Source organism: Sphingobacterium alimentarium, assembly GCF_004342685.1.
GTDB lineage: Bacteria > Bacteroidota > Bacteroidia > Sphingobacteriales > Sphingobacteriaceae > Sphingobacterium > Sphingobacterium alimentarium.
This window is the reverse complement of the sequence record NZ_SMBZ01000007.1, coordinates 66208-88174: the sequence shown is the minus strand read 5'-3', so window position 1 is coordinate 88174 and position 21967 is coordinate 66208. Positions and strand designations below refer to the sequence as shown.

Here is a 21967-nt window from a genome sequence, read left to right as displayed (position 1 = left end):
TACCTCCTATTCGCTTGTTAGTGTATTGATGTTTCCGATTTCTTTGACGCTTAGCTTCGAAGAAAAGTAGGATACGACAATGGACAATACTGAGATCGTTACAAAAACTAATATGAAGTCTTGTGTGCGCATATCTACGGGGTACACATCAATGAAATTGCCATCGACATTGTTCGTCCGGATGAAACCATACGTATCTTGTAGAAAACAAAAAATATATCCCACAACTATTCCTATAGAACTTCCAATTAACGCAATCATTATACCTTCGTAGAAAAAAATATTTTCAATCGTGGATTTGTTTGCCCCTATATGCTGAAGAATTTTCATATCCTCTTTCTTGTCAATAACCAGCATAGTCAAGGAACCTATAATATTAAAAATGGCTATTATACCAATGAAAGTCAATATAAAAAATACGATCCATTTTTCTGATTTTATAGTCTTATACAAGATAGGGTTTTGTTCTTCTCTATTTCTTACTTGAAAATCCTCTCCTAAACCCTTTTGAATCTCTTTTTGTAGCTTGTAGACATCTTTGGACTCGTGCAGGTATAATTCAATGGCTGATATCGATTTGTCCTCCCCGAAAATATCCCGTGCAAAGTCAATCGGAACTAATACTAGGTTTTGAAATTCAGGCTCGAATGTTAATATACCATTGACACTTATGGACCGAATATTAAAGTCTTCGAGCGGATTAATATTATTTACAGCAGCCTCCTTGCGTGGAAAATACAATTCCACCATATTACTAAACTCAGAAATAGGTACCTGAAGGTTAGTTTGAATCTGTGGCCCAATCAGTGCGTACGGGATGGAATCTGTTTGTATCGCAAATTTTCCAATATGCAGGATGTGATCTTTGGATTGCTTTTGCAAACTTTCAGGCGTTATGCCTTTGATCATTCCTACAATTTGTTTGCCCTCAAATTGGATCAATGCTTTATCCTCGAGTGTTTCTGAGTAATTTTTTACTGCTGGGTCAGCTGCCAATTGTTGAAATATAGGATTTTCGGGAAAGAAGGTCTTTCCTTTAGTAGCTTCTATTCGTATATCAGGAGAGAATTTGCTATTCATCGAAAGGATAAAGTTTTCCATCCCATTATAAAATGAAAGCACAATTACCAATGCAGCGGTACTAACAAAGATTCCAACTATACTAATAATGGAAATAATATTAATAGCATTGACTGACTTCTTTGAAAAAAGATACCGAAGCGCAAAGAATAATGGAACTCTTATTTTTTTCATCCTTTTACGAATGGATTAGTCTTTTTTTCGAACCCAACAGTTGTACTAGGGCCATGCCCTGGAAAGACTTCTGTTTCTTCTGGCAAGACGTAGATACGCTCTTGAATACTATTTAGTAGGGTCTGGTGGTTTCCGCCTGGTAGATCCGTACGGCCGATACTATTGCGAAACAAAACATCTCCACCAATCAATACATTTTGATCTGCGATGTAGTAACACATATGACCGGGTGAATGACCAGGAGCAAGTATTGCCTCTATTTTGGTGTTCCCAAAATTAATAATCTCCTTGTCCTGAAGGAATGTCTGGGGAATAGGGGATGTGTCGTATCTAAAGCCCATCTGAGGAGCATAATTTTCAACAGCCACCAATACGGGTACTTCATCTTCATGAAATTGTGGCGTCAAACCCCAAGTCTCATAAACAAAATGGTTACCTAGCACATGGTCAATATGACAATGCGTATTCAGAAGTAGCTTCGGCTCGAGATTATTATCTTCGATATACGATTTAAAATATTGTTGCTCCTGTTGATTGTGCATGCCTGGATCAATGATGATACAGTGCTTGGTAGCAGCATCTATAAGTAGAAGAGTATTTTCTTGGTATGGATTGAATGTGAAAATTTCGATAGTTAACATGAATCAAATTTAACTATTTATTTCCATCTAATGGTATTAATTATGTGTTGAATATCTGTTTTCAAAAAATCCAAAACGGGCTGAATGGAGTCTAAGTTGGGCCTTTCATTGAAATATAAGGCGCCTCTGAGATAATGTTTTTCGCTGTCCGTCACATAGAATTGAATATTGGAAGCGGTATTGCCTTGAATGGTATATTGTAATCCAGTGACCCCAGTCTCTGGAATTGAAATGGGTTGCTGGTCTATTGCAGTAGCTTTTGCAGTGTGTTTAAATACGAACGAGCGAGCATCCTCGGTCAATTGCTCTAATGGAGCTTCGGAGCTTATTTTAAAATAGCTTAGATGCAAGCGTGCATTATAGGCATTGAAATCCAAATTCTTCCAGCAGGGCTGACTTCCCTTATTCGTATCGTCCAGCAGCTGGCTGTATTGAGGAATCTCAAAAGTAAAAGGGCAACCTTGTGTTGCACTAAGCGAATATTGTTTCTCCGGAAATAATATTCGATGGTATGCACGTGGCTTGGGACTATAATCCGAATTACAGCTGTTAAGAGAGAAAAGAGTAGCAAGAAAAACAAATGCAAGGCGCATAGTTAGAAATTGCGTTGCCATATGTGCCAATTTTTTTCTGCCTGTAAGACAAGCATTTCATATCCATTCTTAATAGTTGCGCCATTTTCTTTTCCCTTTTGTAGGAATAAGGTTTCTTCCGGATTGTAGATCAAATCATACAGTAGATGCCGAGCACCAATGTGTTCATATGGTATTTGCGGGCATTCATTGATGTTAGGGTGGGTGCCTACTGGTGAGCAGTTTATGATCAGCGGGTGTGCTTCGATTATACTTGGGGTCAGTTCTTCGTATGTAAAATCGCCGGTTTCTTTGTTACGACTTACCACTTTGTAGGCAATATTCAGCTTTTCTAATACATACAATACAGCTTTGGCTGCACCACCATTACCGAGCACCAGCGCTTGTGTATGCTGAGGCTCAAGAAGTGGTTCCAAAGATTTTTGAAACCCAAATGCATCTGTATTGTATCCCTTTAGAGATATTTTACCATTTGTGCGATGAATGGTAATACAGTTGACGGCATTAATAGCGGCCGCCTCGTCCGAGAGCTCATCTATATATGCCATTACAGCTTGCTTGTGCGGGATAGTCACGTTAAATCCACAGAAAGCACTATCGTTGCTATATAGCGATTTGAATAGATCTATATCTGCAATAGGGTATAAGTCATAATCTACAGAGGTAATTTGCTCTTCTTTGAATTTAGCTAAATAGTAATTCTTCGAAAAGGAATGACCAAGCGGAAAGCCTATTAAGCCGAGTTTAATCATTATTTTCTGAATACTTTTTAATTATTTCTGTTATGATATGATTTCCTTCTAATTGTGGCAGATATTCAAATAAAATATGATGCTTATCTAAACCAAATGCTAACGCCAGTTCCAAAAAGTTAAGCGCTTCATTGTATTGTCCATTAGCAAAAAGATAGGCCACCAGTCTGTAATAAAGTTCTGCGGCATCAGTATTTATCTTTATGGCTTCAGAGATCGTTTCTATTGCTTGATCTGTTTTTTTTTGCTCAAAATATATTGACGAGAAATCTAACCAAGCTTCTATATCTGTTGGATTGAGCTCAACGACTTTATTATAAGCAATTTCAGACTGTTCAATCTGGCCGAGTTTATAACGCGCGTCAGCTATAGCAAACCAATAATCTGGATTCTCGTCATCCAGTTCTAACGCTTTTTTGTAGAAATGTAGCGACTCAAAAAAGCGCTCTTCGAAATCTAGCGTCACACCTATGCCAAACCACGCGTCAGCCATATCACCATCCAGCTTAACAGCTTTTTTATAGTAATCTCTAGCCATATCCATAATTTCTAACTTCTCATAGCACTCGCCAATTGCGCAGTATGTATCGGCGTTGGGTTGTTCGTATTCGAATGTCTGTTTGTATACTTCGATGGCCTGTGAATACCGATCCAGGTTGACCAAGGCGTTACCCTTGTTGAAGTACGCAGAAGAGAAGCTTTCATTGATGAGTATGGCATAGTCATATGCGTCAATAGCCTCTTCAAATCGATTCAATTGGTGGTAGGCATTTCCTAAGTAATACCATCCATGGAAGGAATAGGGTTCTTCGTCGATAAGCTGCGTAAAGAATGCTAGTGCTTCTTCACTTTGATTCAGCATATCGAAGCAGAAATTTATTTCCAATAAGGCATCGGGATTATCAGGTTGAAGCTTTAATGTTTTCTTTAAGAATACTTTAGCTTTCTCATAATTCATCTGTAGCTGATAAATTGTTGCTAGTTGATGATAAACTTCTTCCTTATTTTCAGCTGTCTGTAGGGCTTGATTTAGAAACTCTTCAGAAAGTTCATATTCACCTTGGGATGCATAAATCGTTCCCTTGATTAAAAATATATCCGCATCTTGAGGCTCTAAAGATTCCGCTTTTTCCAAAGCTTCAAGTGCCAGACCAAATTGACGCATTCCGGCTAGTATTTGAGCTTTTTTAGTGTAAAAATTAGACTCAAAGGGGTGCTGTCCAGTGGCAAACTCAATAACTTGTAGAGCTTTTACGGGTTCATTTTTATCAGAATAGTATTCAATAATGCTTTCGAAAGCGCTAGAATCAAAGAAATATTGATCCTCATTTCGAATCATCTCTTCAAAACGATTTACTGATTTTTTCTGCTCTTCAGCAGATCCAAAGTCAAATTCCTCTTCCATATCTATTCCAATTTAGTGAAAAATACATCTTTAATAGTAATTCCTCATAAAATATTTTCCACATATCCACAATCATTAGAATTCAAAATGACCTAAAGGTTTAAGAATGAAAAAGCCGTCGCGAATACGCGACGGCTTTTGTATGTTGATAATCTATTTTAAAATAGATTATTTTTTGATTTCAACACGACGGTTTTGGATACGACCTTCTTCAGTTGCATTAGATGCAATTGGGTTAGCCTCACCGTAACCATTAGCAGAAATGTTTGAAGCAGATACACCAGCGTTAACTAAGTATTGTTTTACTGCGTTAGCACGGTCTTTAGATAAGTTTAAGTTATATGCTTCAGTACCTTCTGCAGAAGCGTAACCATCTAAAGTAACTCTACCATTCGAATCACGTAATTCTTTAGCTAATTTATCTAAAGTTGAGTATGATTCAGTTTTCAATACTGAGCTATCGAATTCAAAACCGATAGGAGCATAGTACTCACCAGCAACTAGATCATTTTTACTAGCTTCTGGGAATTTGATTGGACAACCAGAACCATCAACTACTGTGCCAGCAGGAGTGTTTGGACATTTATCAAATTTATCAGATACACCGTCACCATCAGAATCTTTACCTAATTGATCAACAGTACCTTCTAAAGAAGAAACACGTTGTTTCAATGCTTCAACTTCATTACGTAATGAAGGATCTTTCAATTCATCATATAAAGTAGCTACTGGGTTCGCGAATGTTAAGTTTTCTTTATCACGTGAACCTAAAGTGAATTCTAAACCACCGTATACGTTAGAGAATTTACCTTTAACATCTGAACGACCTGGACCGAATAATAAATTGTCATCAGTGAAGTTCATTGTGTAACCTAAGTTCAAGGCAACCACTTCAGATAATTTGAATTTAACACCAACACCTACAGGTACGTATGCTGCTAATTTGTAATCTCTGTCACCAGTGTTTGTACGGTCACCGAAGATCTCTGATCCCCAATTACCAGTGTTATCATATACTGGAGTGCCTGAGAAATCTTCATTGCTGTATTGAATTGGGTTGTTTGCTAACACACCTAAACCTACTTTAGCATAGAAATTAACTGCATTTTCTCTTCTTAAGAAATCGATAGTACCTAATTGGAATACACCATTTAAGCTAGCTGCCCAGTTTACATCAGTTTTAGCTGCAATTGCACCTAATGAATTTTCTGCTCTTGGAGTAGCTAATTCATGGTTGTAAGTTTTGATAGAACCACGGTTACCCTCTAACTCTAAACCGAATAAGTGAGAGAATTGTTTACGGATAGTCAAACCATAGTACTCACCAACTTTGTTTTGGAAGTAACCTACTTTTTGACCGAAGTTATTTGATCCACCTACTAATACGTTAGGAGTTGTGATACCTCCTTGTAAACCAATTGACCAAGTTCTGTATTGAGAACGGCCACCGAATACTGTAGGAGTTTGTGCTTGAGCTACCTCAGCGTAACCAAAAGCGGCTACTAAAGAAGCGGCAACAGCTGTTTTTTTAATTGTAGAATAGTTCATACTCTTTTTGTTTAAGGTTATTAAATTTTTAATTGTTTTCAATTTTAACATAACTTAACAAGAATGATGCCAAACTTGATAAGGTTGTTTCGCATAATTTATTAATACTAATATACGCGAAATATTGTGTAAAAGTAATTAATTGCTGATAATCAAACAAATTTTAAGCCAACAATTCAATTGTTTTTCGATAAAAGCAAAGGAGATGTGGTTTTTTTATACATCTCCTATGTGAACAATTACAAAAAATAATGTATCACCATCAGTGTAAGGCCTCCTAATACTGCGCTGACAGGTATAGTTAGGACCCATGCCCATAATAAGCTTATGGTAACTCCCCATCGTACAGCTGAAACTCTTTTTACAACTCCAACACCTATAATGGAACCAGTAATGGTATGTGTGGTCGAGGCAGGTATTCCAAAATGCTCCGTAATACCCAGTGTTATAGCACCAGCCGTCTCCGCACTTACACCTTCTAATGGTGTTACCTTGGTTATTTTAGTACCCATAGTTTTTACAATCTTCCAACCACCGCTCATGGTCCCTAACGAGATTGCCGCATAACAGGATAATGGTATCCATTCGGGCATGTCCGAAGTCGCCTCGACAGCACCACCCGCAATCATTGCTACAAAGATAATCCCCATAACTTTTTGTGCGTCGTTACCTCCGTGAGCAAAACTCAAACCTGCTGATGAAATTAATTGTAAAATTTTAAACCATTTCTCTGCGACCCTCGGTCGGGCATTTCGGCAGATATTTATAATTATCAAAGTAATAATAATAGATATTGTCATACCTATCACCGGTGCCAGAACAATGAAAGAAATGATTTTAAGAGTAGCGTTGACATTGATAGCTTCTATAGGGTTGGCGCCTAGAAATAGAGCATATGCCATACCCGATCCTGCGAATCCACCAATTAATGTATGAGATGAACTAGAAGGAATACCGTAATACCATGTAAATAAATTCCACGATATGGCCGCTACAAGACCGGCAAAAATTACTTCAAGCGTAATATATTCTTCGATTACTGTTTTGGCAATGGTGTTGGCGACTTTGTGATCGGTAAAATAAAAGTATGCTGCGAAGTTGAATATTGCAGCCCAAAGTACTGCCATGAAGGGGGTTAATACCTTAGTAGAAACTATGGTGGCGATAGAATTTGCTGCATCATGGAAACCATTGATGTAATCAAACGCAATTGCCAGGACGATAACTACTACTAATAATGTTGTTATCATAATGAAATTCTTTAAGTAGATTAAATTAGATGACTAAGCGTTCTTAACAAGAATACTTTCTAGTACATTCGCTACATCTTCACATTTGTCGGTAGCGTCTTCCATCGCCGATAATACTTCTTTATTTTTAATCAAAGAAATGGCGTCTTTCTCGTATTCAAATAAATCAGCGACCGCTTTGTCAAATATATAATCTGCCTTATTTTCAACACTATTGATACGTACGCAAGAATCTGTGATGTTACGGATGTTTTTCAGATCCTTTAATTCGAAAAGTGCTTTCGCCACATGTTCTGTAGCCTCAAGGATCAAATCTGCTAATTCAATCATAGGATCGGTAGCTCTTTCTACTTGATACAATTGCATACGATTCGAAGCGCCATGAATAAAATCTGCTACATCATCTAAAGAACTCGCTAACGCGTGTATATCCTCTCTATCGAATGGGGTAATAAAGTTTCTGCCGAGTTCTAAGTGGATCTGGTGGGTAATATTATCACCTACGTGCTCTAAATCTTCTAATTTCTTAGATAATGACTTTCGGTGGTCCAGATCAGTTGTGTTAACATTCTCCTTCAAAAGCTTGGCCATATCGATAAGATTAGCGCCTGCTTGTTCGAATAATGGGAAGAATTTCTTGTCCTTAGGGACGAAATATTGAAAAATACTATTTAAAGACATATAGTTATATTTTGGGTCAAATGTATAACGCTAATGTTAACTTAATGTTAACAGCTTTCTTTTTTTTAATTTCCTGCTTTAGCCTTTTCCAGAGTAAATCCAAAGGTTGTTCCCATTCCCTCGGTGCTACGAACCTGCACAGTTTGCTGGTGGGCTTCCATAATATGTTTCACGATAGAAAGCCCTAAACCTGAGCCTCCGACTTCTCTTGAACGGCTTTTGTCTGCTCTGAAAAATCTTTCAAAAACACGCGGTAGATTCTTTTCATCAATTCCGACCCCGAAATCCGTAACCTCTACCAATATCTGATCTAATAACGGATAAGTATTGATTTTTATTCTCCCCCCTTCTTTCCCGTATTTTATAGAATTATTGATAAGATTGATAATGACCTGTTGAATGCGTTGTCTATCGGCTTTTACATAGATAGGTTGGCTGTTTTTTACATCGATAATAATGCGTATGGCTTCCTCTTTAGCTCGGTCTTCTAGACTTTCTACCGTCTCATGAATCAGTTCGATGATATCAAACTTTTCTAGATTGATGGTAATCTGGCCTGTCTCGAGTTTAGATATTTCGTCTAGATCATTTAATAAATATACTAATCTGTCGATGTTTTTTGAAGCTTTATTTAAAAAATTCGTCGCTAAAACTACATCTTCTTCGATCAGACCGTCTTTAAGGGTTTCAATGTAGCCCTGCACAGAAAACAAAGGAGTCTTGAACTCATGTGATATATTGGAGAGGAATTCGCGGCGATATTTTTCCTGCGCTTTCAACTGTGCGATTTCGCTAGATTTTTGGCTAGCCCAATCACGCACTTCTTTTTCGGCGCTAAGAATTGGGTCTTCACTGGCATGCTCTGCCAGCACCTCCTTCATCTCTTTTCCTAGTTTGAGACTTCGAATCAACTTATAGATATTGCTTATTCTATAATGTATATGTCGGTGTAAGACACTTGTTAGAAGGATAAAACTGACTATAAAGGATATAACAAGCAGGAGGAGACTGTGTTGCCAATTTTTGGCATAAAAAAAACTTACACTTGCTATAGCTAGTCCGATAGCTAGAGAAATATAAAACACCAGGAGTCGAAAATTCATAAAAAAAGCCTCATTTTAATGAAGCTAAGTTACTTATATAATGTTAATTTAATATTAAAAACGCGCAATAACAGTCTTGCCGCCGACCACTTTGTCACCTATATTGACATCTACTTTAGTGCCTATCGGTAAAAAAAGATCCACTCGCGACCCGAATTTAATAAATCCAAATTCTTCACCTTGCTGTACCGTGTCACCTTCTTTGACGTACCAAACGATTCTACGGGCCAATGCTCCTGCAATTTGACGAAATAGCACTTCCACGCCATTGGCGTTCTTTACTACGACGGTCGTTCTTTCATTATCGGTCGAAGATTTCGGGTGCCATGCTACCAAAAATTTTCCTGGATGATATTTAAAATAGGATACAACACCGGACATAGGATTTCGGTTTACATGCACATTTGTAGGTGACATGAAAATCGAAACCTGCAGACGCTTATTCTTGAAATATTCATTTTCATCCGTTTCTTCGATGACTACAACTTTACCATCTGCGGGGCACAAAATAATATTGTCATCCAGAGCTATAAGTTTTCGAGGACTACGAAAAAACTGTACGATTGTCAGGAATAAGAATGCTGATAGAATATAAAGAAACCATTTCACGTATTGATTGGCATCAAAATAATCTGCAATAGCATTAACCACAAATATGAATAATATGACTAACGCTAAACTGGTATATCCTTCTTTATGAAATTTCATTAATAAGTCTCTTTTAATGCAAATATAAACAACTACGTCAAATAAACCACTATTTACCTTTTTCTCTTTGTAAGGCAAGATAATCCAATATTACTTCTTGATTTCTAATTTGCACATCTACTGTTACAGTAATTTTATCTCGTATAGGTTTGCCCTCTTCTATTGAAGGTATGAAAAATGATATGCCTTGAAATATCTGACTCATCTTTTGGATGTCCCGGTTGGGCATCGTTGATGGAGACTCTATGACACTGGACTTGAAGGGACTTCCTGATTTAAAGACATCATACTGAATTACAAATCTCCCCGCATCATTGATACTTTCGACTTTTAGCGCACCTAAGCTGGCGGAGAATTGCTTGGCGAGAAATTTCAAAAAACCACTATACTCATCGAATGAGCAATTATTGATAATAAAAAATTCCGCTACATTGAAAAATTCAGAAGGTACAATCACAAAATCATCATAGGGAATAAAATAGTCGTAGAAGAGTGCGGTGAGATTATAGGTTAATAATTCACCATTGCTATATTTCTCATTATACACGGGTAGTTCTTTTGGTTTTTTGTCATCCGTAATGAATGAAATCGTCCAATGTCCATCTGGTCTGCCATTGACAACTTTTCCCCTGCGTACGTACGACGTATAACCATGATCAGTAAAGCCTTTAATAGGCATGACCATTTCGTAATTTCCCTCGCCATTACTAATTTTTTGCGTGCCATATCTATCCCAAAAAGAATTGAACCTGAAATCAGACTCACTCAAAGTTAGGGATAGCATAGGTTTGCCATCAGGGTAGAAGTAGTTCCATTCTCCAGCTGGTATGTTGTTTACATAGGTGGTTTTCCATTTTATTTGACCATTGAGGTGGTATCCAATGAAACTGCCTTCCTTGGAGCCGTTAACATAATTGCCTTGGATAAGTAATCTCCCGTTGTTGTCAAAATCTTTGAACTCCCCATTAAATTTGAGATTAACAGTGTCATAAGCCGCTACTCTTTCAATTTCCTTAAATTCACAATACTTGTCAACCAAATTATAATTGATGTCATAAAAGAATCTTACATAATCATCAGTTGCCTTTTCTTTGTACTGAATGGTCTGCGCATGCGAAGAAAGGGTTAGTAAACCGATAAGTAAAGAGAGTATACACTGTTTTATTCTCATAATAATTCACGCTTAATTAATGTGCTTCGAGCCAGTTTTTGCCTTCTCCAATTTCAACTTCTATAGGTACACGCATCTGGATAGCCGTCTTCATTCTTTCTAATATAATATTTTTAAATGAATCAATTTCATTCTTAGGCACATCAAATACAAGCTCATCATGTACTTGCATGATCATTTTTCCTTGAAGACCCAGCCTGGAGATATCATTTTGAATATTTATCATCGCGACTTTGATCATATCAGCTGCGGATCCTTGAATAGGCGCATTGATGGCATTTCGCTCCGCATAGCCTCTTACGGTCATGTTAGCTGAATTGATATCGCGTAAGTAGCGTCTGCGTTTCAAAATTGTTTCGACATAACCTTTTTCTTTTGCTGACTCCACAGCCTTGGACATATATTGTCGTATGCCCTGATACTGGTTGAAATATTGATCAATTATTTCGGCCGCTTCCCTACGTGGTATGCCCAGGCTCTGTGACAGGCCGAACGCGGATTGACCGTAAATAATCCCGAAATTGACAGCCTTCGCATTTCGACGTTGATCAGAAGTAACCTCGTCAATAGCGACTCCGTATACACGGGCTGCTGTAGCCTTGTGGATGTCATGGCCGAGGGTGAAAGCCTCCAGCATGTTTTCATCCTGACTCAATTCTGCCATAATACGTAATTCAATCTGCGAATAATCCGCAGAGAGTAGAACATGATCCTCTGATCGTGGCACAAACGCTTTGCGCACCTCACGTCCTTTCTCGGTCCGTATTGGAATATTTTGGAGATTAGGATTTGTAGAGCTTAATCTTCCGGTAGCTGCAACGGCTTGATTGTAAGACGTATGTATCAGCCCTGTTTGCGGGTTAATAAGCGTAGGAAGCGCATCTACATACGTAGATTTTAGTTTTTGATATTGGCGAAAATCTAAGATATCCTGCACAATGTCGGATTTATTCGCCAAGGCCAATAAGACATCTTCACCTGTTTTGTATTGTCCAGTTTTGGTTTTTTTGGCTTTGGGATCGAGTTGGAGCTTGTCGAATAGTACTTCGCCCAATTGCTTTGGTGAAGCAATGTTAAATTTTACACCTGCTTTATCATAAATGCTGCTTTCGAGAGCGGCAATGTCTTTCTCTAGGCTCTCTGAAAACAGTTTTAATGTGTATACATCGATTTTAACACCATTTTTCTCTATTTCGGCAAGAGTATATACTAAAGGAAATTCCACTTGGCGAGCGAGATCTTCAGTGCTGGTTTCAATAAGCATCGGCGAAAGTCTTTCGTATAGTTGCCAAGTAATGTCTGCATCTTCTGCGGCATACTCTTTGATTTTCTCGATTTCTACATCGCGCATATTCCCTTGATTCTTGCCTTTGGCACCGATCAGTTCGGTAATGGATACTGGATTATAGCCTAAATATGTTTCGGCCAATATATCCATGCCATGTCGTGTATCTGGATCGATTAAATAATGTGCAAGCATGGTGTCAAAAAGCTCTCCTTGTACCTTAACAGCATATCGCGAGAGCAGTAAGATGTCATATTTGATATTCTGACCTACTTTTTTAACGTTGGGATTTTCTAAGACAGGTTTTAAAATATTCACAATCTGTTGCGCCTGCTCCGCATCTGCTGGAGTAGGCACATAGTAGGCCTTACCTTTTTGGTAAGCAAATGATAAACCTACAATATCGGCTGTATTGGCATCTAAGCCCGTGGATTCTGTGTCAAAACAGAATATAGTTTGATTGTTCAAATCTTCGGCAAGTCTTTGTATGTCCGGGAACTGGTCGACCAAGATATATTCATGCGCTGTATTGTGAATATTGTTGGCTGCCGAGGCAGGAGTTTCTGCTTCTTCATTAATCATATGATCTGGCAATGGGAGCGGAGAAGCAAACAAATCCATTTGCGGAGATGCGCCTTTACTATTTTCAGCAATCGAAAAGTCTTCCCCAAATACGCGCTTTCCCAGAGTGCGGAATTCTAATTCAGCAAACATAGGTTCAAGTATCTCGCGATTAGGTTCGCTCACTCTCAATTTTTCTTCTTCCAATTCCACCGGTACATCCAGGAGTATGGTGGCCAATTTTTTAGAAATCAAGCCTTGTTCCGCAAAATTGATAACATTTTCCTGTTGCTTGCCTTTGAGTTTGTCTGTGTTTGCAATCAGCCCTTCTACAGATCCAAATTCTTGAACCAACTTCTTAGCCGTCTTTTCGCCGATTCCTGGAATACCCGGAATATTATCCACCGCGTCGCCCCACAGCCCGAGGATGTCGATGACTTGTTTGACATCCGTGATTTCCCATTTCTCTAAAATCTCAGAGACGCCCAGCACTTCTGCGCCATTGCCCATCCGCGCGGGCTTGTAGATAAAAATATTTTCGGACACCAGCTGACCAAAGTCTTTGTCCGGTGTCATACAGTAAACGGAGAAGCCTTCTTGTTCTGCTTTTTTTGCTAATGTTCCGATGATATCATCGGCCTCATAACCATCTTTAGTAATTAGTGGAATATTAAATCCCTCAATTAACTTAAACACATAAGGAATAGATTTCGCTAAATCTTCCGGCATTTCCTGACGCTGCGCTTTGTAGGCTTCGTATTCAATATGGCGGTTGGTAGGCGCTGCGGTGTCAAAAACTACAGCTAAGTGTGTAGGCTTTTGATTTTTGAGAACCTCTAATAGCGTATTGGTAAATCCCAAAATAGCTCCTGTATTCAGTCCATATGAAGTCAAGCGTGGCACCTTGCTTAAAGCAAAGTATGCTCTATAAATGAGTGCCATGCCGTCTAGAAGAAATAGTTTTTTCACTGAAATTATTTTTATGTGTACTTACAAAGGTAATAAAATCAATAAGCCTGATATTAACAAATTTTTGCCACTTTTGTAATTGTAATATAAACGAACAAAGTCAACGTAACAGCGCATTATACAGCATGAGAGGGTTAGTTATAAAATCTACAGGTAGTTGGTACCAAATACAAGATGAGCAAGGGAAGCAGTATGATTGCCGAATAAAAGGTAAGTTTCGGACTAAAGGCATCAAGACGACCAATCCTGTCGCTGTCGGGGATTGGGTAAATTTTGAGCTTGAGGCCGACCAGAATACGGGCGTAATTACTGAGCTCGAACCACGTAAGAACTATATCATCCGTAAATCGGTGAATCTTTCCAAGCAAACGCAGATCATTGGTGCAAACCTCGATCAGGCTATATTAGTCGTGACTTTGGCATCTCCACCGACATCTTTGGGTTTTATAGATAGATTTTTGGTGACTGCAGAGGCTTATGATATTCCGGCTATTTTGGTTTTTAATAAGTTGGATTTATTCAGTGATGAAGGTTTAGAGATTTTGGCTGACTACAAAGCTATTTACCAAAACATAGGATACCCCTGCTATGAAGTTTCTGCTGCCCAAGGTACCAATCTTAATCAAATAATTGCTTTATTGAAAGACAAGGTTACGTTAGTATCGGGGCACTCCGGGGTAGGAAAATCCACATTAATCAATAATATTGTACCCAATGCGGCATTACGCACCGGCCATATTTCAGATTGGTCCGATAAAGGGAAGCACACCACGACTTTTGCCGAAATGATTGAATTGCCTTTCGGAGGGAAGTTAATAGACACTCCCGGCATTCGTGAATTGGGAATCGTAGATATAGAAAAGCAGGAACTATCCCATTTCTTCCCCGAAATGCGCGCCTTCCTTAATAAATGTAGATTCAATAATTGTGTGCATATCAATGAGCCAGGCTGTTTGGTGCTGGATGCAGTAGCGCATGGCGATATTGAAAGCTCGCGCTATGAAAGCTACATCAGTATGTACAATAATGACGACAATAGAAGTTAGAATATCACTGTTCAGCTAAACAAAATCCCATGTATATTGTTTTTTTATAAATTGATATATAAAGGACTATATGAGGCCAGTTTGGAAGTGGGTTCTTGGAATTATAAGCGCACTGCTTATAATACTATTATGTGTTGTCTGGTATTACAGTAGGAATTGGAAGCCTATTGTGGAGATTAAATTAAAGGAGGTCGTTCACAATTCCACGGATGGTCTGTACGCATTGCATTTTGATGATATGGATTTGAATATAGCCTTGGGAAATGTAACGCTCTATAATGCAGAGCTGCGTCCCGATTCAGCAGTATATCAAAAAATGATAGCCACCAAAGATGCACCCAATAATCGGTATCATATCAAGCTAAAAAAGTTGAAAGTAAGGCGTTTTAATCTCATGGACGCGTTGACTAACAAAAAGTTAGATATAAAATCCATAACCTTTGAGGATACTCAAATCCATTTAATGAATGAGTATCATGCTTTTAATGATACTGTTCGCACTACACCCAAAAAATCATTATACGAAAGCGTTAAAGACCTTTTCACTTCGGTGAATGTGACAGATATTATCGTAGATAATGTGAAATTCAAATATTCCAAATACGCAGATGGTAAAGAAACTGGAATCGATTTGGATAAAGCGACGATCAAAGTACATGATGTCTTATTGGACGAAACCTCGCATCAGGACAGTTCGCGTTTGTTTTACACCAAAATGGTGGATGTATTCATTCCTGGATTTGAATATGATCTGCCGGATGGTTATTATAAAGCAAAATTTAAAAGTTTACGGATCAATACAAGAGATCAAAATGTGTTGATGACCGATGTGGTGTATGAGCCTAGAATGAGTAAATCTTCTTTTTACAAACAAAAAAAGCAAAACGTAACGATGGCCATTTTGAAGTTTGACACCCTGCGAGCGGAGCACTTGGACTTCAGGCAACTCATAGACAACAAAAATACGATAGCGTCGGTCGTTCAGCTCAAAAATGGTACGGTGGATTTATTCGCTGATAAGCGATATCCAAAATATCCCATCAACAAGATCGGATATTCGCCACACCAAAAGCTTTTGCGTATGAAATCCCTTCTAAGACTGGATACCGTGCTAGTGGATGATGTCACAGTAACCTACCACGAGATGAGTGGCAAATATTTCAGGGAGGGCTCTATCAGTTTTAATCATGTAAACGGTAACATATTGAATGTTACCAATGATTCCGTGTACTTAAAAAAGAACAAATATATGCGTGCTGATTTAGCGGCCAAAGTTATGAATGCCGGTCTGCTTCATGCCAAACTTGGCTTTGATATGCTAAGCGACAATGGTACGCACACTTATAGTGGTACGTTGGGCGCCATGCAGGCTCCTGCTTTCAACCGTATTCTCAGACCCTTGCTGAATGTGGAAATTGCTAGTGGAAATATTAAAAAAGTTGCCTTTAATATGCAGGGTACGGATCACCGAAACTGGGGAGATTTCAGATTTGATTATGATGATTTGAAAATAAATCTATTGAATAAGAAAAACGAGGATGGTGAGCAATCGTCCAAAAAAGTTGTTTCATTCTTAGTCAATGAACTATTGATAAATGATAGTAATCCCGATAAGAAAGGGGTATATACAGTTGCCAAAGTGAATTATAGAAGGGTGCCAGAGCACACTTTTTTTAAGACCATGTGGCAAAGTCTCTTAGATGGTATCAAGCAGTGCGCGGGAATCAGTAAAGAGCGGGAAGCTAAATTAATGGGGGTGGCGGAAACCGGCAAAAATATAGTAGAAAAAGGTAAAGATATCGTCGAGGGAGCTAAGGAGGTAGGTAAGAAAGCAGGAAATTTTATTAAAGGAATTTTCAAGAAAAAAGAAGACGATTCGGATTCCACACCCCAAATAGACGACAAAAAGAAAGATACTCCCAAGAAGGATTCTGATGAATAGTTGCTAAAAGCAATCATATTACTATGTTTGTACCATGGAATCCATAACGAGTTTTCTGAAGTTCTTGTTCCGCTATCGCAAAGGAATTGTCGATAAGGTTATGTTTTATGTAAGCATGATCTGTTCGCTTATAGTTATTATTCATGTTGGATATATCACTAATCCGGAGTTAGCCTTTTATACAGAAAAGTCTATAATATACATGTTTTATGGGCTATTTGTGTTGGAATTAATTCGCACCCTCTCTTTCATGTATGCCAGTCGGCGTATTAATGTGTCCCAGTATTCGAGTTTCCTCGTCGTGAGTTGCTTATTTTTTATTGTTGTTGCTCGGATTAGTGGATGGGATTTCTTATCTTATTTTGCCCGGGATGAATGGATGTATTTCGGCATTGGCGTAATTTTTCTTTCCGAGCTATCCAAGAGCAGTCTATTTTTTGACAATTTCTATTTTAATCCTACTATATTATTTGTTATCAGTTTTATTGGGCTAATACTTATTGGCACGCTATTGCTGATGCTACCCCGAACTACTCTCCATGCTCCGCTAAGCTTCATAGACGCCTTATTTATGGCCACCAGTGCGGTATGTATCACGGGCCTATCGGTAACGGATATTTCCACCAATTTCTCTCTGTTTGGTCAGGGGGTGGTGTTGGCTTTGATACAGATAGGTGGATTGGGTATAATGACCTTCACAGGTTTCTTCGGCTATTTCTTTTCGGGAGGTTTTTCTTTCAAAAATCAGTTAATGTTTGGAGAGATTTTAGGTGAAAACAAGTTAAACTCCGTGATATCAACGCTACTCACCATTATTTCCATTACTTTGCTTTTTGAGCTCATAGGTGCCGCTTTCATTTTTATTTCATTAGATGACAGCCATTTTTCAAATGTTGGTGAGCAGGTGTTTTTCTCTGTTTTTCATTCTGTAAGCGCATTCTGTAATTCGGGCTTTACCATCTTGCAAGAAGGCATTGCACATGCGAACTATAGATACAACTATACTTTTCAAATCGCATTGGGATTGATTTTTGTGTTGGGAGGAATGGGATTTGGTACCGTGTTTAATTTTTACACCTATGTAAAAGCCCAAATTCAGGCGTTAATTCTTGCTGTTGTACAAAAGAAGCAGTATAAGCATAAGGCTCAATCTTTTTCCTTTAACACGAAGTTTATTGTATTGTGTAATATGGTTGTGTTGATTCTGGCAACAGTTTCTTACTACATTATGGAACAAGGATTTACATTAACGGAAGATAAAAGTGTAGGTGGTGAGTGGGCGACCTCATTTTTTATGGCTAATGCCGCGCGTTCGGCCGGATTCAATAGTGTCAATATAAGTTTTCTTAATATTCCGACCCTGATTATGATTACCACTTTGATGTGGATAGGCGTCGCTCCGGGTTCCACGGGTGGAGGGGTCAAAGTCACCACAGTAGCGTTGGCGCTTATGAACATTTTGGCGCTGGCTCGTGGAAAAGAATCTATTGAGATTTTTAAGCGTAGAATAGCATTAGAATCCATTAATAAAGCTTTTGCTATCATTGTCTTGTCGGTACTGACGATAACATTCTCCTTTGTGCTACTCAATTTTACGGATCCCGATAAGCAGATGATACCCTTATTATTCGAAACGGTATCGGCCTACACCACTTGTGGGCTGAGTATGGGTGTCACGCAATCTCTGAGTGCAGCAGGTAAATTTATTATCATTGGAACTATGTTTGTAGGTCGGGTGGGGATGTTAACTTTGCTTGTCGCTTTTATCAAAAATACTAAAAACAAAAGTTATATTTATCCTACAGAAAAGCTTCTTTTTTAATTTGAAGATAGCTCGCAAATAATTTATAATGAAATATATAATTTTGGGCTTAGGTCATTTTGGTCGTTCATTGGGTATACACCTGACCGAACTTGGACACGAAGTGATTGCCGCAGATAAGAATATTCAGATCGTCGAACAGCTTAAAGATAGAATTACCCATACGGTTTGTTTAGATACTACAGATCGTGAAGCTGTAAGTTCTCTACCGCTCAAGGATTGTGATGCTGTGGTGGTCGCCATTGGCGAAGATGAAGGTGCTTCCTTGATGACTACCGCATTGGTAAAGCAATTGGGCGTCAAAAGGATAATAGGCCGCGTGGTGTCTGACCTGCAAAGAACCATTATGGAGGCCATGCAGATCGATGAATATATCATGCCCGAAGAGGAGGCGGCTGAACGACTAGCCATGCGATTGGATAATATTGATATTGTGGATTCATTCAAAGTATCCGACCGATACTCCATTGTCGAAACTAAAGTGCCAAATCGATACATCGGGATGACACTACAGCAAGCCAATCTCACTAATAAGTACAAAGTTATCGTGCTGACAACGGTCAAAGTAAAGGATGGGCTGCACAAAGAAGCTTCTGGTATCGCAAAATCTGATACGGTGTTGCGTGAAAATGATTTGCTTGTCTTATTTGGCGAATTGTCCGATATTAAAAAGTTAATTGAAAAAGGCAACTAAATATCTTAAGCCTTGGTAAATATTAAAATCAATTCTATATTTTTGGACTTTAACACAAAATAACCACTAAATTATTCATGAAAAACTGGTTTAAGGATAATTCCTCGCATTTAATTGTTATCGCAATATTTTTTGTGTTAGTGTTTTTCTACTTCTCGCCGGTATGGCAGGGCAAAACACTCTCACAGCATGATGTAGTCCAGGCGATGGGCAGTCAGAAGGAACTCTTCGACTTCAAAGCACAGGATGGCAAAGCTCCTCAATGGACGAACTCAATGTTTGGGGGTATGCCGACGTTCCAAATTTGGTACAAACATTCCACGAATGTGGCTACTTATATCAGTAATGGTATCAAAGCGGTGTTCCCTTTGCCAGCAGATATCATCTTGATTTATCTATTAGGAGGATATTTTCTGTTAAGTGTGTTGCGCGTGAAACCGTGGCTTGCGGCCGTGGGAGCAATAGCCATCACCTTCTCCTCGTATAATTTCATCTATATTGAGGCTGGGCATGTTAATAAGGCGTACGCCATTGCTTATTTAGCGCCTATTATTGGTGCGGTTATTCTATGTTATAGAGGGAATAAGCTGTGGGGCGGAATTTTGCTGGCTTTGTTTCTATCCTTGGAGATTAGGACAAATCACGTACAGATGACTTATTATCTGTTCATTGCACTGTTAATTCTTGTCGGTTTAGAACTTTATTATGCAATCAGAGATAAAAAACTCCCTGATTTTTTCAAAAATTCGGCGGTACAGTTAGGCGCTGTAATTGTCGCAGTGGCAGTGAATGCAACGGTATTATTTCCAACGTACGAATACAGTAAATTAACAACCCGTGGAAAAGCCAACATCACCAAAACCGAAGATGGAAAATCCGGTGCCGGATTGGACAAAGAATATGCTTACGCGTGGAGTCAAGGAATAGCAGAGAACCTTACCTTCGTCATTCCGAATGCCTATGGAGGCAAATCCCAAGGTGTATTGGATGAAAAATCCCATGTGGTTAAATTTTTCGAAGGCGTGGGAGTGCCGCAGCATCAAGCTGTACAATTTGCACAAAGTCTGCCAACGTATTGGGGTGAGAAATCTTTCACCTCGGGACCGTGGTATTTTGGCGTGGGCATTATAGCACTCTTCATTTTAGGCTTGATTATCGTAAAAGATAGGCTGAAATGGTGGATTTTGGCAGCTACTGTTTTGACCATTTTGCTTTCATTCGGTAGACATTTTACATTGATATCGGATCTATTTTTTGACTATTTCCCAATGTACAACAAGTTTCGTGCGGTAGAATCGATATTGATTATTCCTTCGATCCTTATACCATTACTAGCAGCTTTGGCCGTTCAGGAGATCATTGAGCGTGAGGATAAAATTGTAGACCTGGATAAAAAGGTGCTGTATAGCTTCGGTTCGGTGGCTGTAGTATGTATTGTTGTGGCACTCATGCCGACTTTATTGAGTTTCCGCATTTCCGAACATCAAGGTTTCGTCAGTATGCTGGGTCAGCAACTGGGTGATGCCGCGATGGCTAATCAATTGGCAGAGGCACTTGTGAAAGATAGAGCTGACTTAGCATCGGCAGATGCGTGGCGTTCTTTCTTTATTCTAGTAATAATTTTCGCACTATTATTTGCTTATCTAAAGAAAAAAATGTCAAGCACCGTATTGATCATTGGTATTGGCGTTGTGACGTTGGCCGACTTATGGACGGTGGATAAAAGATATTTGAATAATGACACCTTTGTGGACAAAAGTGTTTTGAAGAACCCGATCGAAGAGCGCGAAGTAGATCAACTGATCAAATTGGATAAGGATCCAAGCTACCGTGTTTTGGATTTGACTACAAATCCTTTCTCCGATGCAAAAGCATCATATTTCCACAAAAGTTTTGGTGGATATCATGCAGCAAAATTGATGCGGTTCCAAGAAATATTGGAGCATCAGTTTAATGGAGCAATTAACGAGGATGTCTTAGACATGTTCAATGTACGCTATATCATTACCAAAGACCCTCAAAATAATGTAGACCGTATTCAGCGACGTTCTACTGCTGCGGGCAATGCTTGGTTTGTCGATAAAGTTACTTTTGTAAAAAATAACAACGAAGAGATGCAAGCCATCAGTAGTTTTGATCCTTCGAAAGAAGCCTTTGTACATGAAGAATTCAAAGGTAAAATTGATGAGAAACGCTTGCGATTGGCCAACAATGCTTCGATAAAATTGACTTCGTATCATCCCGACCGCATGGAATATGAATATTCTGCGCCGAATGATGTGTTTGCTGTATTCTCAGAGGTGTATTACGACAAAGGTTGGAAAGCTTATGTGGATGGCAAAGAAGTCCCTATTTTACGCGCTGATTATATCTTGCGTGCTTTACAATTGCCGGGAGGAAATCACAAAGTAGAGTTTGTTTTTGATCCGGAGACGGTGAAAGTAAGTAATGTGATATCCCTAATTGGTTCCCTTGTACTCATACTTGGACTGTTGGGCGGAATTTTCCTCTCTTACCGGAAAAAGCAACAAACAGCATAATT

General features: G+C 38.8%; 17 protein-coding genes. 5 read left to right on the top strand and 12 right to left on the bottom strand.

Features of this window, described 5'->3' with window-relative positions; translation table 11 throughout:
- Positions 1 to 6: 6 nt before the first annotated feature.
- The 12 genes from EDC17_RS04430 to polA form a co-directional block, all read right to left on the bottom strand.
- Complete coding sequence (locus tag EDC17_RS04430) at positions 7 to 1254, bottom strand: ABC transporter permease (protein ID WP_243646042.1); 1248 nt, start codon at positions 1252 to 1254, stop codon at positions 7 to 9.
- Positions 1251 to 1895, bottom strand: a complete 645-nt coding sequence (locus tag EDC17_RS04425) for an MBL fold metallo-hydrolase (RefSeq protein WP_132776934.1) — start codon at positions 1893 to 1895, stop codon at positions 1251 to 1253. The genes EDC17_RS04430 and EDC17_RS04425 overlap by 4 nt, the downstream gene beginning before the upstream one ends.
- A 17-nt stretch (positions 1896 to 1912) precedes the next feature.
- Positions 1913 to 2488: a gliding motility lipoprotein GldD gene (gldD, locus tag EDC17_RS04420; protein ID WP_132776951.1), complete on the bottom strand. Its 576-nt coding sequence runs from the start codon at positions 2486 to 2488 to the stop codon at positions 1913 to 1915.
- 2 nt (positions 2489 to 2490) lie between these two features.
- Complete coding sequence (locus EDC17_RS04415; protein WP_132776933.1) at positions 2491 to 3240, bottom strand: shikimate dehydrogenase family protein; 750 nt, start codon at positions 3238 to 3240, stop codon at positions 2491 to 2493.
- On the bottom strand, positions 3233 to 4645 hold the full coding sequence (locus tag EDC17_RS04410; RefSeq protein ID WP_132776932.1) for a tetratricopeptide repeat protein: 1413 nt from the start codon (positions 4643 to 4645) through the stop codon (positions 3233 to 3235). Before EDC17_RS04410 ends, EDC17_RS04415 begins: the two co-directional genes overlap by 8 nt.
- 168 nt (positions 4646 to 4813) lie before the next feature.
- Entirely contained in the window at positions 4814 to 6193 is a 1380-nt protein-coding gene (locus EDC17_RS04405; RefSeq protein ID WP_132776931.1) for an OmpA family protein, read from the bottom strand.
- Between the two features lie 239 nt (positions 6194 to 6432).
- Entirely contained in the window at positions 6433 to 7443 is a 1011-nt protein-coding gene (locus EDC17_RS04400; RefSeq protein ID WP_132776930.1) for an inorganic phosphate transporter, read from the bottom strand.
- Positions 7444 to 7476: 33 nt separating this feature from the next.
- Positions 7477 to 8124 carry a DUF47 domain-containing protein gene (locus EDC17_RS04395; RefSeq protein ID WP_132776929.1) on the bottom strand — a complete coding sequence of 216 codons (648 nt, stop codon included), beginning with the start codon at positions 8122 to 8124 and terminating at the stop codon, positions 7477 to 7479.
- Between the two features lie 65 nt (positions 8125 to 8189).
- The gene (locus EDC17_RS04390) at positions 8190 to 9035 is read right to left on the bottom strand and encodes a sensor histidine kinase (protein ID WP_317126031.1); all 846 of its coding nucleotides are present in this window, start codon (positions 9033 to 9035) and stop codon (positions 8190 to 8192) included.
- A 246-nt stretch (positions 9036 to 9281) separates the two neighbouring features.
- Positions 9282 to 9935 (bottom strand): phosphatidylserine decarboxylase family protein, encoded by a 654-nt coding sequence (locus EDC17_RS04385; protein WP_132776927.1) that lies wholly within the window; start codon positions 9933 to 9935, stop codon positions 9282 to 9284.
- A 49-nt stretch (positions 9936 to 9984) separates the two neighbouring features.
- On the bottom strand, positions 9985 to 11106 hold the full coding sequence (locus EDC17_RS04380; RefSeq protein ID WP_132776926.1) for a toxin-antitoxin system YwqK family antitoxin: 1122 nt from the start codon (positions 11104 to 11106) through the stop codon (positions 9985 to 9987).
- A 16-nt stretch (positions 11107 to 11122) separates the two neighbouring features.
- On the bottom strand, positions 11123 to 13921 hold the full coding sequence (polA, locus tag EDC17_RS04375) for a DNA polymerase I (protein WP_132776925.1): 2799 nt from the start codon (positions 13919 to 13921) through the stop codon (positions 11123 to 11125).
- Positions 13922 to 14046: 125 nt separating this feature from the next.
- On the opposite strand from polA, the gene rsgA reads away from it, so the two are divergent.
- From rsgA to EDC17_RS04350, 5 genes are all read left to right on the top strand, one after another.
- Positions 14047 to 14967: a ribosome small subunit-dependent GTPase A gene (gene rsgA, locus EDC17_RS04370; RefSeq protein ID WP_132776924.1), complete on the top strand. Its 921-nt coding sequence runs from the start codon at positions 14047 to 14049 to the stop codon at positions 14965 to 14967.
- A gap of 169 nt (positions 14968 to 15136) precedes the next feature.
- Entirely contained in the window at positions 15137 to 16909 is a 1773-nt protein-coding gene (locus EDC17_RS04365) for a hypothetical protein (protein WP_132776923.1), read from the top strand.
- 34 nt (positions 16910 to 16943) lie between these two features.
- Positions 16944 to 18731 carry a TrkH family potassium uptake protein gene (locus tag EDC17_RS04360; RefSeq protein ID WP_243646040.1) on the top strand — a complete coding sequence of 596 codons (1788 nt, stop codon included), beginning with the start codon at positions 16944 to 16946 and terminating at the stop codon, positions 18729 to 18731.
- 28 nt (positions 18732 to 18759) lie between these two features.
- Positions 18760 to 19425, top strand: a complete 666-nt coding sequence (locus EDC17_RS04355; RefSeq protein WP_132776922.1) for a potassium channel family protein — start codon at positions 18760 to 18762, stop codon at positions 19423 to 19425.
- 77 nt (positions 19426 to 19502) lie between these two features.
- Positions 19503 to 21965, top strand: a complete 2463-nt coding sequence (locus EDC17_RS04350; protein ID WP_132776921.1) for a YfhO family protein — start codon at positions 19503 to 19505, stop codon at positions 21963 to 21965.
- Positions 21966 to 21967 lie beyond the last annotated feature (2 nt).

Coding starts and splice junctions, on each gene's coding strand:
- EDC17_RS04430 (WP_243646042.1), bottom strand. CDS start 1,254: ATGAAAAAAATAAGAGTTCCATTATTCTTTGCGCTTCGGTATCTTTTT.
- EDC17_RS04425 (WP_132776934.1), bottom strand. CDS start 1,895: ATGTTAACTATCGAAATTTTCACATTCAATCCATACCAAGAAAATACT.
- gldD (WP_132776951.1), bottom strand. CDS start 2,488: ATGCGCCTTGCATTTGTTTTTCTTGCTACTCTTTTCTCTCTTAACAGC.
- EDC17_RS04415 (WP_132776933.1), bottom strand. CDS start 3,240: ATGATTAAACTCGGCTTAATAGGCTTTCCGCTTGGTCATTCCTTTTCG.
- EDC17_RS04410 (WP_132776932.1), bottom strand. CDS start 4,645: ATGGAAGAGGAATTTGACTTTGGATCTGCTGAAGAGCAGAAAAAATCA.
- EDC17_RS04405 (WP_132776931.1), bottom strand. CDS start 6,193: ATGAACTATTCTACAATTAAAAAAACAGCTGTTGCCGCTTCTTTAGTA.
- EDC17_RS04400 (WP_132776930.1), bottom strand. CDS start 7,443: ATGATAACAACATTATTAGTAGTAGTTATCGTCCTGGCAATTGCGTTT.
- EDC17_RS04395 (WP_132776929.1), bottom strand. CDS start 8,124: ATGTCTTTAAATAGTATTTTTCAATATTTCGTCCCTAAGGACAAGAAA.
- EDC17_RS04385 (WP_132776927.1), bottom strand. CDS start 9,935: ATGAAATTTCATAAAGAAGGATATACCAGTTTAGCGTTAGTCATATTA.
- EDC17_RS04380 (WP_132776926.1), bottom strand. CDS start 11,106: ATGAGAATAAAACAGTGTATACTCTCTTTACTTATCGGTTTACTAACC.
- rsgA (WP_132776924.1), top strand. CDS start 14,047: ATGAGAGGGTTAGTTATAAAATCTACAGGTAGTTGGTACCAAATACAA.
- EDC17_RS04360 (WP_243646040.1), top strand. CDS start 16,944: ATGGAATCCATAACGAGTTTTCTGAAGTTCTTGTTCCGCTATCGCAAA.
- EDC17_RS04355 (WP_132776922.1), top strand. CDS start 18,760: ATGAAATATATAATTTTGGGCTTAGGTCATTTTGGTCGTTCATTGGGT.
- EDC17_RS04350 (WP_132776921.1), top strand. CDS start 19,503: ATGAAAAACTGGTTTAAGGATAATTCCTCGCATTTAATTGTTATCGCA.